General features: G+C 39.2%; 14 protein-coding genes and 1 pseudogene. 14 read left to right on the top strand and 1 reads right to left on the bottom strand.

Going from position 1 to position 11,544, the window contains the following annotated elements; genetic code table 11:
- From HWX04_RS08360 to HWX04_RS07145, 11 genes and pseudogenes are all read left to right on the top strand, one after another.
- Positions 1-288 (top strand): annotated as a pseudogene (locus HWX04_RS08360) (hypothetical protein); the annotation flags it as partial.
- Between the two features lie 22 nt (positions 289-310).
- Entirely contained in the window at positions 311-520 is a 210-nt protein-coding gene (locus HWX04_RS07100) for a hypothetical protein (protein ID WP_175869452.1), read from the top strand.
- 113 nt (positions 521-633) lie between these two features.
- Positions 634-1,104, top strand: coding sequence for a crossover junction endodeoxyribonuclease RuvC (locus HWX04_RS07105; RefSeq protein ID WP_175869453.1), 471 nt, complete (start codon positions 634-636; stop codon positions 1,102-1,104).
- Entirely contained in the window at positions 1,097-2,248 is a 1,152-nt protein-coding gene (locus HWX04_RS07110) for a YdaU family protein (protein WP_175869454.1), read from the top strand. Before HWX04_RS07105 ends, HWX04_RS07110 begins: the two co-directional genes overlap by 8 nt.
- On the top strand, positions 2,208-2,654 hold the full coding sequence (locus tag HWX04_RS07115) for a hypothetical protein (protein ID WP_175869455.1): 447 nt from the start codon (positions 2,208-2,210) through the stop codon (positions 2,652-2,654). Before HWX04_RS07110 ends, HWX04_RS07115 begins: the two co-directional genes overlap by 41 nt.
- Before the next feature lie 201 nt (positions 2,655-2,855).
- The gene (locus tag HWX04_RS07120) at positions 2,856-3,293 is read left to right on the top strand and encodes a hypothetical protein (protein ID WP_175869456.1); all 438 of its coding nucleotides are present in this window, start codon (positions 2,856-2,858) and stop codon (positions 3,291-3,293) included.
- 291 nt (positions 3,294-3,584) lie between these two features.
- Positions 3,585-4,295 (top strand): hypothetical protein, encoded by a 711-nt coding sequence (locus tag HWX04_RS07125; RefSeq protein ID WP_175869457.1) that lies wholly within the window; start codon positions 3,585-3,587, stop codon positions 4,293-4,295.
- A gap of 81 nt (positions 4,296-4,376) precedes the next feature.
- On the top strand, positions 4,377-5,258 hold the full coding sequence (locus HWX04_RS07130; RefSeq protein ID WP_175869458.1) for an LbetaH domain-containing protein: 882 nt from the start codon (positions 4,377-4,379) through the stop codon (positions 5,256-5,258).
- Between the two features lie 891 nt (positions 5,259-6,149).
- Positions 6,150-6,590, top strand: coding sequence for a single-stranded DNA-binding protein (gene ssb, locus HWX04_RS07135; RefSeq protein ID WP_175869459.1), 441 nt, complete (start codon positions 6,150-6,152; stop codon positions 6,588-6,590).
- A 15-nt stretch (positions 6,591-6,605) separates the two neighbouring features.
- Positions 6,606-6,944: a hypothetical protein gene (locus HWX04_RS07140; RefSeq protein ID WP_175869460.1), complete on the top strand. Its 339-nt coding sequence runs from the start codon at positions 6,606-6,608 to the stop codon at positions 6,942-6,944.
- On the top strand, positions 6,931-7,464 hold the full coding sequence (locus HWX04_RS07145; protein ID WP_175869461.1) for a hypothetical protein: 534 nt from the start codon (positions 6,931-6,933) through the stop codon (positions 7,462-7,464). The genes HWX04_RS07140 and HWX04_RS07145 overlap by 14 nt, the downstream gene beginning before the upstream one ends.
- Here HWX04_RS07145 and HWX04_RS07150 read toward each other — a convergent pair whose 3' ends face one another.
- The gene (locus HWX04_RS07150; RefSeq protein ID WP_175869462.1) at positions 7,465-7,824 is read right to left on the bottom strand and encodes a hypothetical protein; all 360 of its coding nucleotides are present in this window, start codon (positions 7,822-7,824) and stop codon (positions 7,465-7,467) included.
- A 355-nt stretch (positions 7,825-8,179) separates the two neighbouring features.
- On the opposite strand from HWX04_RS07150, the gene HWX04_RS07155 reads away from it, so the two are divergent.
- Genes HWX04_RS07155 through HWX04_RS07165 form a run of 3 tightly spaced genes read left to right on the top strand, consistent with a single transcriptional unit; the run spans position 8,180 to position 11,512 of the window.
- Complete coding sequence (locus tag HWX04_RS07155) at positions 8,180-8,512, top strand: hypothetical protein (RefSeq protein ID WP_175869463.1); 333 nt, start codon at positions 8,180-8,182, stop codon at positions 8,510-8,512.
- Positions 8,493-9,821, top strand: coding sequence for a PBSX family phage terminase large subunit (locus HWX04_RS07160; protein ID WP_175869464.1), 1,329 nt, complete (start codon positions 8,493-8,495; stop codon positions 9,819-9,821). The genes HWX04_RS07155 and HWX04_RS07160 overlap by 20 nt, the downstream gene beginning before the upstream one ends.
- Positions 9,806-11,512 carry a portal protein gene (locus HWX04_RS07165; RefSeq protein ID WP_175869465.1) on the top strand — a complete coding sequence of 569 codons (1,707 nt, stop codon included), beginning with the start codon at positions 9,806-9,808 and terminating at the stop codon, positions 11,510-11,512. Before HWX04_RS07160 ends, HWX04_RS07165 begins: the two co-directional genes overlap by 16 nt.
- Positions 11,513-11,544 lie beyond the last annotated feature (32 nt).

Here is an 11,544-nt window from a genome sequence, read left to right on the forward strand (position 1 = left end):
CGCGCATTGAGAAGCTTTGGTAAAGTAAGAAAAGGTGATTTAGGTGGCTGGGTAGAAAGTGAAAAAAATCTTAGCCATAAAGGAAATTGTTGGATCAGTGGTTTAGGAGCAGTTTTTGGTGATGGAAGGTTAAATGGTGATGACGTAGTTCCAAATTTTAATTACATTTCTAACACAACTTATAATTTGTCTATGTTAACACCACAGCAATACATGCAATCACTACCTTGGCACCGTAGAATATGGGAGCGACTCCGTTATTATAAGGAGCTCAGAATATGGCTGTAAAGAAAAGTAAGTGAGGTGAGAGATGAGTACAGCAGCAACAGTCCTTTCTATAACGACCAATCTGTTTTTACTCTTTGAGGTTTACCGCTATTTTAAACAGTCAGGAGAGCTTACAGATGAGGTAATTAAACAAAAAAGAATAATATGGGATCTAGAGGATAAACTTAGGAAATTACAAGATGAACTTATGAAGAATGAGAGGATAGGAAATAGGTCCAGAAAAAAGCTTTAATTGTTTTTTGAGGATGATTTTATGTAGTGTGTTCAATATTCAATTTACACACCTTTTCCTACCTTCTTTTAAAAAAACAATCTTATAAAACACGTTATGTATGGAGCGGCGCGTTGATTAACACGATTCTTTGTTTTGATCTAGGGACGAAGATGGGATGGGCGATGTGTGGAGGGAGTGGTGACATATTTAGTGGCACCGTTGATTTTAAATCACGTCGTTTTGAAGGCGGTGGGATGCGTTATTTACGCTTTAAACAATGGCTTTCAGAAATAAAGCATACAGCAGGTAACATTGACGCGGTGTATTTTGAAGAGGTGCGGCGTCATGTTGGAACCGATGCAGCGCATGTTTACGGAGGTTTACTAGCAACGTTAACGGCGTGGTGTGAAGATCATGAGATACCGTATGAGGGGATACCGGTTTGTACGATTAAGAAAGTGACGACGGGCAAGGGGAATGCGTCAAAAGAAGAGATTATAAAGGCAATGCGTGCAAAAGGACACGCGCCTTGTGATGATAACGAAGCGGATGCTTTAGCAATTTTACATTTAATTAAAGAAAGGGAGAGTGGGCATGTCTAATGGTATGCCATGGATAAGATTTCATTTGTATGATTGGATAAGTGGTACAGATGGAATGACATTGGAACAACGGGGCGTTTATATCACTCTTCTTGTTCGCATGTATGATAAAAAAGCACCAATTAAAACAGATTTTGAAACGCTTGCGCGCGCTTGCAATTGTTCGCAGAAAAAATTTGCAGCTATTGTCGAATATTTAATAAGGAATGATAAACTTATTGAGACAGATGATGGATTGTGGAACGCACGTGTTGAAGAAGAGCTAAAAGATTTTGCTGATAAAAAAGACCACATATCACAAATTCGTAGTGAAGCTGGTAAAAAAGGTGCACAAGCGAAAAGTAATATAAAACAACACGTTAATAATTTTGCTGAAGCAAACGACAAGCAAAACGTTTTTTTTGCTGAAGCAAACGACAAGCAAAACGTTTTTTTTGCTGAAGCAAACGACAAGCAAAATGATTTTTTTGCTGAAGCAAACGCTAAGCAAAATCAAGCTATAAAGAACCAGAATAAGAATAATATATATAAAAAAAATAAAACTATTGTTTTATCAAAAAAAGAAACTGAATTTGAAAATTTAGAAACAATCGATTTGGTTGAAGAGCCAATCGAATGTGATGATGTTGAAAGCCTATCAGAAGAAATCGAAACATCATCAGATAACCAACCACCCATTCACGAGCAAGAAAGCGTTTCTAAGAAAGCCAAGCGGGTTAAAACCGATAGAGGTTGTCGATTGCCTGCTGATTTTGAACCCGATTACGATTTTGCACTTGCAGAGGGCTTGCCTCCAGAGCGTGTGAAAATCGAAATCGCAAAATTTAAAGATTATTGGAAAGCCAAAGCAGGCAAGGACGCTTGCAAACGCGATTGGCACGCAACATGGCGTAACTGGGTAAGAAATTCAAAAAAATACGAAATCAATAACAAAGGTAGAAATTATGGAAAACCAAGCAATCAACAAACAGAACAACAGCGCGGCTGGAGTTATCGAGTTGCACAGCACATGTCCAATATCAAAAATTCAGATAGTGTGTACAAATTTTTATTCGAGAATGATGACAGAACCACCATTCCATTGGAAAACGGGGCAAAAGCCATTGAGTGCAGAAGCGGAGAGAGTTACAGAATTGGTTACTAATGCGTTGCAAAAGTTAGAGATAAAAGCGACTGAAGAAGAAATCCAAACAGCGTATCTTGTCCTTTCAAATGGTCTCAAAAGCCCCATGAGATCAGATGAGAAAGCGACAGCGCTTGCGTATTTTTATGCTCTTGAAGGCATAAGCAGCTGGGTATTGCAAACAGCAACAAAGAACGTTTTGAAAGGCAAAGCAGAGGGCTTAAACGCGACCTTTATGCCGTCAACAGCAGATTTTTATCGTTACTGCGAAAAGCTTGAAAGTGATATTCGCTTCCAAGCAAATCGTCTTCTTAAGAACCTTCAAAAGCCGGAGGTAGGTGGTAAAAATCAAGAGACGGCGATCACATCAGAATGCGTTGAAAAGCTTCAAAAAGAACTTGAAGAAATTTTAAAAGGCATTGAATGAAAAGCAGCAAAATAGTGAAAAGAGCTGATAGTTTTGAGATTAGATATGCGTTTAAATCGCTAAAAAGGCATCGTACAGAGCGATTTAAAAGTTTTATGATGAAAACCATATTACAATTAAAAACGCCTCTGTACGAACCAATTTGAGGCAAATAAACCCATAGGTAAAGTTATGGATTTAGATTAAGGGATATTAAAACATATGTTTTTAAAAAACCGTAAATCAAGACAGCAAAAGAAATTTGTAGCGACAGCAGTTGGTCACGCACCATGGGGATTAGGGGTTGCAGAGTATTTTTACAATCTTTACGAATATGAAGATGGAATGAGAGAATATGAGGAATTCGATGGTGGGCAGTATCAAGATCATGAGATCCCTGCGAATGTTGATTACAGCACAAAGGCGCAAGTGAAAGCTTGGATTTATGGTGGTGATTTGCCAAAAAACGTATTGAATTTTGAATCGTTAATAGACGAGGTTAATGCGAAAATCAAAAAACGTACAAAAGATGATCATTTGATTTGTGAGATAACGAATGATTTGGAGAGAGGCTATCCATTATCAAGTGAAGAGATAGACAGAGAGCTAGAAAAAGCACTTGATATTCAATTGGGTAATTATCAAAATGAAAAAAAGTGAAAAAAATAAAAAATACGTATTGACTTTAAACGAAGGCTGGTTTAATAAGGTCGGCAAGTGCTTGAAAAACACTAAACAAACAGCGGATAGACCACGAAAAGGTTTCTCCCATTCTTTAAAAATACTGGCTGTCTTTTATGTTATGATTAGCATATAATGATTTTGTCGGGTGTAGTTACGCCATACAATACTCTTATGAGAAAAGCGTAACGACGGACTGTTTGCCGTGTTTTTCAGCGCCCGACGCCCTTATAGGGTGTCAATGAAAAAACTACAAACAGGAATATTATCATGACATATATGAATGCTTTTCGTCACGCTCTTATTAAAGCTATTGCAGATAACATGGGAGCAACTGATACTGGCCCCGTTCCTCCTAAAAAGCAAGGCGTTCCAAAAAAATATGAATTCACTGGCGAAACGATTGTTGCAGGTATCCACACATTAAGACGCATTAGAGCCATTAGAGATTTTGCAGATGTTAAGGCAGGCGACTTAGGTGGTTTTATAGAAAGCAGTGAACATCTTTCCCATGATGGCGACTGCTGGGTTAGAGATAATGCTCGTGTCTGTCAAAGAGCACGTGTTTATGGGAATGCACAAATCGCTGGCGACGCTTGGATTTATGGCGACGCCCGTGTTTACGATAATGCAAAAATACATGGTAAAGCGTGGATTGACGGTTGTGTTTACGGTAATGCAGAGGTTTTTGGGGATGTACAAACGAATTACACCACTCGTATTTTTGATAATGCTAAAGTTTACGGTAAAGCAGAGGTAAATGGCAAGGTTTATGGGAATGCGCATGTATTCGGTAATGCTTGTATTTATAGCGATGCAGAGATTTTTGGGAATGCAAAAATATTTGATGATGCCTCTGTTTATAGCGTAGCAAAAATACATGGGAATGCAAAAATTTGTGGCAATGCTAGCGTTTGTAACAATGTTAGTGACAATGTTATCATCAATAGTCGTGAAAAGACTTTAGATCAAGTTGCATAATAAAACAGCGGCGCGGCGGGGGCGCCCCTCTTTAAACATCTCATTTACAAATTAATCGAATATTAGATTAGGGAGCTACCTATGATCAGTACAGTTGTATCCAAAAAATATGAAATTACAGATAGAACAAAACAAGTTTACGATGCTGAAACCCGTCAACCTAAATACTTTTATCGCATTCGTGCATTAAGGGATTTCGATGATGTAAAGGCGGGGGATTTAGGGGGCTTTATAGAAAAGGAAAGTAACTTATCACATGATGGCAATTGCTGGGTGTATGATAATGCTATAGTTGCGTATGATGCTGTTGTTAGTGAAAATGCAAAAATACGTAATGACGCTGCTGTTGCTGATAATGCCAAGGTTTATGGCAACGCTATAGTTCGTGATAAAGCCAAGGTTTATGGTAGCGATACCCATGTTTATGGCAATGCGCAAATTTTTGATAATGCTAGTGTTTGTAATAGCATGTGGTTTCGTGGCAAGGGGTGGGTTTATGGCAAGTGCGTAGTTAGTGATAATGCTAGGGTCTATGGGAACGCAAAAATTTGTGGCCAAGTTTGTGACAATGCCGTGGTTTATGGCAAAGCCTTTATTTCTATAGAAGCAAAAATTTATGATGATGCAAAAGTTTGGCATAGTGCTTATGTAAAGGGCTTTGTTTATGGGAATGCAAAAGTATCAGGATCTTCTTGTGTATATGAGGGTTCTCACATTTTTGATAATGCTAGGGTTTATGGCAAAGCGATTGTTTGCAAAGATGTCAAGATTTATGGCAATGCACGTGTTTATGAAAATGCACGTATTTATGAAAAAGTAGAAATTTATGATGATGCGTCTGTTTCTAATAGATCTATTATTGCAGAGGGTGTAAAAATTCATGGCAATGCCGTTATTAATGGCAAGCAAAAGATTTGTGATGATACTGATGGTAGTGAACAAATTTTAGATAAGACAGCGTAAATAAGGGGGCTTGTTTGTAGCAAAAAAGGAAAGCCGCGTCATTTAAGACACGGCTTTTGACTCCAAAACCAACCAAAACTACTTTTTAATAGATACAAAAAGAGAAATGTCTCTTTATTACACAAAACGTGTAAAATATCAAGCCTTAATACATAAAAACCGTATCAAAATGAATTGATACGGCTTTTATATTCAAAACTATTACTAACAAGGATAGTTCATTACAAACCAATTAGCAAATTACATACTTTGTGTAAAAACGCAACTTTGTTTTTATTCAATTTGAATTAATAAACATAGTGTGCTATATTTTAAAACATAGAAAGCGTAAAAAACTTTCTGTTGCAACATCATAAGGGTGTTGTATTTTAACCGTTCCTTAGGTTAAAAAATACTTTTTAAAAATCGCTACAAAAGAAAGCCGTGTCTCTTAAAAGACGCGGTTTTTTTTGTGTGTTAATACTTGTAATTTTACACACAATGTACTATATCTTGTGTGATAACTTGGGAATTGACTTAGTATTGAAAGCCTTGTTATGTTTTTTACATAACAGGGTTTTCTTTTATGCTCTATCTAGATTTTCTCTATTATTTTCAAATATTTGATGATGATTGTTCATACGATAAAGCCGCGCCCTTTAAGAACGCGGCTTCTGTTTTGCAATRCATTTCYRTTATCGTTATTCGTGAGTATTACGAACGCCTCTTTATTGCACAAATCGTATCAAAACACAAGCAAATAAGTAAAATAAAAATGTGATTCATTCTTTAGATTCAGTGAATTAAAACCATTTTTGCTTGTAACAATATAGCATAATGTGTTATAATATTGTTTATTATGAGTTATTTCGTTTTTAAGTACCCTTTCCTATAAAAAGGATAGCAAAGCAAATGCTGAATAAAGTGATGTTAATTGGTCATTTAGGTGCAAATCCCGAAAGTAAAACAATGCCCTCCGGTGGCGAGGTGGTCAATTTTCGAATGGCAACGTCTGAAAGCTATACAGACAAGGCAGCCAATAAAAGAATAGACAAAACAGAGTGGCATTCCATTGTGGTGTTTAATCAACACCTTGCAAAAGTAGCTCTTCAGTATCTTAAGAAGGGTAGCAAAGTTTATATCGAAGGGCGCTTACAAACGCGTAAATGGCAAGATAAAAACGGTGTGGAACGGTATCTAACAGAGGTCATATTGCCTCCCTACAAAGGCGAGTTAAAGCTTTTAGACAGCAAAAATGATGATAATCAAGAGCCGTCATCTGCTTATGCAACAAGCATTTACAGACCTCTTGATATGTCTACAAACGCTTTAAATGATGATGTTCCTTTTTAAATAGAAAGTGTTTAAATGTCCGATAAGCAGCCGCTACCTACATTTAGTTCAATCTGTAAATCTAAACCAATTTATAACTATACTATTACAGAGCAAGAGATAAAATCATTACAACATAATGTTAGTATTATAGGAGGTTGTGATGTAGTGGCAGGCTTTCTAGTTGCAATACTAGTACTTGTCATCATATGGGTGTTGAATGATGGTGATGATTGGAAAAAAATTACAACCTTTTCAATAGTGGGCTTGTTGCTGGTGTTTGTAGTGCATTTGAGTATAGAAACATCGTCAAATTCAAAGGAAATTTGGGACAACGTTAAACAGGTGTCTGAGGTTATATGTGAAAAAAAATAAAAAGAGGGGACGCCCTAAAATCACAGGGCAGATAAGAGAAGCAAATGGTCGTATATCACGTGCAAAAGAACCGCGTGAGGCTGTCGATAAATTGGCTATAGAAATGCGTGCAAAGCGCTTCGGTTTAACCTTACATGAGGCAAAAAATCCACTTGCAAGTACTTACATAGGCCGGCTTTGTTTGCAAGGTGTACTCACTCAAGAGCAATATGACACCGCGCAACAGTACTTACAGATAAGAAATAATTATCTTTGTGCAAAAGGATTTCCAAGCGCGATTTATGATGATGTTTCAACAAATTCAGATCCTAATAGCTTTGAACAATGGGTTGAAAAAGCAACCCGTCATTATCAAGCCATGCAAGAGGCATTAAAAGAAGCGCAACATCTTTATAGACAATACAACATTTATGCTGCGCTACATTACCTCGTTATAGAAGATAAAGAATTACCGCATCTTGTGAGTTCACTAAAGATTGCTCTTAATGCGCTTCAGAAGTATTTTCAAAAAATCATGTAATTATTTACGAATATCCTTGAGATGCCTGTATAATATATCTATTTGGTGGTTCAGTTTCTCTATCTTTTTCCTAGTTATAACCATAAAATTTCGAATTGTGGAAAGGCGTTCTAGAATTTCTGATACCTTTGCATGGTTTTTAGATTGTCTTGCTTTATTTAAATTTTCCATTTCAGTTATTTCATTTGTCATACCTTTGGTTAAGACACGAGATAAACGCATTTGTTCTGTGATTATATCGTGCCATTGTTGCATCAGATTGGCATGTTGTTCAATTTTATGTTTTGATAAATGCGAAGTATTTCCTAACCATAAAGCGTTGCGGAAAGTGTTTTCCCACCAGTTATCTACATCAAACATGTAATTACGGAGTGCTCTCTCTCGTTCTATAATTTCTTTTGAACAGAATAACTCGTTCTGATTAGCATATCCCGTTGGAGGCGATATAAGATACGTTGTAAAAAGTGCGATAATTAAGACTCTTCTAAAGAGAGATTTTTTTATAAACATCATTACTACCTTATAATTTATTCCTTATTTATCTAGCTGATTCCCCTTAAATCTATCAATATGTGTTATTTTGGTGTTGACAAAGTGATGCAAATCGTATTTAATGACAATTACGGCACTGGTCGTATTGTATCTAAATGAGGGTGAGATACAGTGAAAAATCCCCGCAAATGCGGGGTTTTTTATTATCTGGAGGGCGTATTTTATGACATCCGAAAATACAGAGCAGATTCCAAAGCCAAAAAGAAAGTTGATACCACCGAGGGCAGGTATGGGGCGTGTTAAAGGTGTACCGAACAAGAATACACGTCTTCTTAAAGAGGCAATCATTAAAGCAGCTGAATTGGCAGGCAATAAGTATGGCAAGGAAGGGCTAATTTCTTATTTGGAAAAACAAGCACTCAAATGCCCCGCGGCTTATTTAGCTTTGCTTGGTAAGGTGTTGCCTTTGCAAGTGACAGGGGAAGATGGGGGCGCGATTAAGATCATAGGGCGTGTGGAAATTGCTCCTTTAATGAATGACGACAAGACAGATTAAGATTGTACCAAAGCTTATTCCACTTTTTGCAGGGGATGCTTTGGTCAGAGCGGCTTGGGGTGGACGGGGGTCTGGGAAGACAAGATCATTTGCCTTGATGGCGGCTTTAAAAGGCTATCAATTTGGTATGCAAGGGATATCGGGGACTATTCTTTGTGCACGTCAGTTTCAAAATTCATTGGCAGAAAGTTCATTGGAGGAAATAAAACGTGCGATTGAAGCCCATGACTTTTTAAAGGATTATTATAAGGTTGGAGAGGCTTCGATTAAGTCAAATGATGGGCGTATAGCTTTTCAGTTTTCTGGACTAGACCGTAATATTGCCAGCATCAAGTCTATGGGGCGTATTTTGCTCTGTTGGGTTGATGAGGCAGAGCCGGTGACAGAGACAGCTTGGCAGACGCTTATACCAACGTTGCGTGAAGAAGGAGAGGATTGGAGAGCCGAGTTATGGGTAACATGGAACCCATTACGAGATAATGCACCGGTTGAAAGGCGTTTTCGCTTTTCGGATAATGAAGCGATTAAGCGTGTAGAGATCAACTGGTCCGACAATCCGAAGTTTCCGAAGATCTTGAATGAAGCGCGGCTTGATGACCTTAAAAATCGTCCGGAGACCTATAAACATATTTGGGAAGGGGCTTATCTTACAGCGGTTCAAGGGGCTTACTTTCAAAAGGAGATGTTGGCAGCCGAGCAAGAGGGACGGATAGGGCGTGTTGCGCGTGACCCTTTAATGCAGATACGCGCCTTTTGGGATATTGGGGGAACGGGTGCTAAGGCAGATGCCACAGCGATATGGATAGCACAATTTGTTGGCAGAGAGATTAGAGTGCTTGATTATTACGAAGCACAAGGGCAGCCGCTCTCAGAGCATATCGGTTGGTTGCGTCAAAATGGTTATGAGAAGGCACTGATGGTTTTGCCGCATGATGGTGCGACCAGAGACCGTGTGCACAATGTGAGTTTTGAGAGTGCTCTCAATGATGCGGGTTTTGAAACGCAAGTGATACCCAATCAAGGCGCCGGTGCTGTCAAAATGCGGATAGAGGCAGTGCGACGTATTTTACCTTCTGTATGGTTCAACGAAGAGACAACCGTAGCGGGTCGTAAGGCACTGAATTGGTATCATGAGAAATGGGATGAGAAGCGGAATATAGGGTTGGGCGCCGAGCATGATTGGTCGAGTCATGGGGCGGATGCTTTTGGATTGATGTGTGTGGGTTATGAACAGCCGGTGCAGAAACATAAGAGACAAGCTTACAGTGGTAGAGAAGCTTATGAGAGTACGTCATGGATGGCAGAATGATGCATGAGCATTTAGAGCAAGATAGCAACGCTTCAGATCTGTCAACAGAAGGCTTGCTTCGCAAACTTATGAGTTGGTACAAAGAAGATGTGAAGCATGTGAACAAATGGCGCGAGCATGCAAGGGAGGATTTTCGTTTTTACAATGGAGATCAGTGGAATGAAGCGGATTTATCGGCATTAAAAGAGCAACGCCGCCCCGTTATGACCTTTAACCGTATTGCACCATTGGTTAATGCCGTTGTGGGGTCCGAGCGTAATAACAAACGTGAAGTGCAATTCATTCCCCGTCAAATAGGAAAAGCGTTGCCAAGTGAATTGCTTACAGGGGCGGCAGAATGGTACACTCATCACAACGACTTAGAGGCTTATGATGATGAGAGGGGCATTGATGTTGAAAACGGTCGACGGATGGTCACGCTCGTTGAATGTCGTTGGTTTGAAAGTGAGAGATATTACAAAGCGCCCGATTTAAGCACAGGAGAACTTCGCGATTATAGTGAAGAGGAATTTAAGCAACTTCAGTGCATGATGCCCGATATTCAAGGGGCGGTTTTCAATAAAAAGGTGGTTAAACGCGCCTTTTTAGGCAGGAAAGTTTTACTATGCCCCGATCAACCCATGGTTCCTGCTGGTCAATTGGGGTGGGAATGTATCACGGGCTATTTTGATAAGTTAGAGCGGCAATTTTATGGGGTTGTACGTCCAACAAAAGATCCGCAACGATGGGCGAATAAATATTTTAGCCAGGTCATGCATATCCTTAATAGCCAATCCAAAGGCGGGATTATGGCAGAGAGGGGTGCTTTTGAAGACGAAAGAGAAGCGGTACAAAGTTGGAGCAGGGCAGATAGTATTACGGTTTTAAAAAATGGCGCTTTGGCAGGTGGTAAAATACAACCCAAGCCCGTAGCACAATTTCCAACGGGCTTTTTCCAGCTGTTTAATGAAGCGAAAGAAGCGATTAATCAAGTCACAGGCTTATCGCCAGAATTTATTGGAACCAGAGAAGTCTCACAAGCAGGGGTTTTGGAAGCACAACGGCGTCAATCCAGTTTAAATCTGCTTGCTTGTCTGTTTGATGGGTTGCGTTTGTATCGCAAAAGGCAAGGTAAGCTTATTTTACACTTGATACAGAATTACTTGTCTGATGGTCGATTGGTGCGGATATCTGGAGAAGAGAATGCGCAATATATTCCCTTAACCCGTGAATCAGTGATGAGTGTTGATTACGATATAGTGGTCGATGACGCGCCAACCAGCCCGAATGAGAAAGAGCGTACTTTTGGCATTATCACGCAATTGTTACCGTTGCTTCAAAATGCGGTTACACCGGATATCATGATTGATTTGTTGCGTTATTCCCCCTTGCCTGCGTCACTGCTTAACCGTGTAAGTGAGAAAGTGCAACAACAGCAGCAAATGGCACAACAAGCCCAACAGCAGATGAGTCCAGAACAAGAAATGAAGTTGCAAGAAAAGCAGCAAGATATGGCAACCAAAAGCCAGATGCAACAGATGGATTTACAGCAAAAGCAGATCGAATTGTTCATGCGTCAAAAGAGAGCAGAGTTAGAAGCAGAGATCATGCAACAGAAACATGAACTTGAACGGCAGCGTATTTTCAATGAGCGAGAGCAAAATGAGATCATGCGAGGAAGAGCGGCCACTTACAGAGGAAGAAGCATTTGAGAAAGGTGAAAGAATGAATGCAGAACTGAATG

This window comes from Bartonella gabonensis (genome assembly GCF_903679515.1).
In the GTDB taxonomy this organism is placed as follows: Bacteria; Pseudomonadota; Alphaproteobacteria; order Rhizobiales; family Rhizobiaceae; genus Bartonella; species Bartonella gabonensis.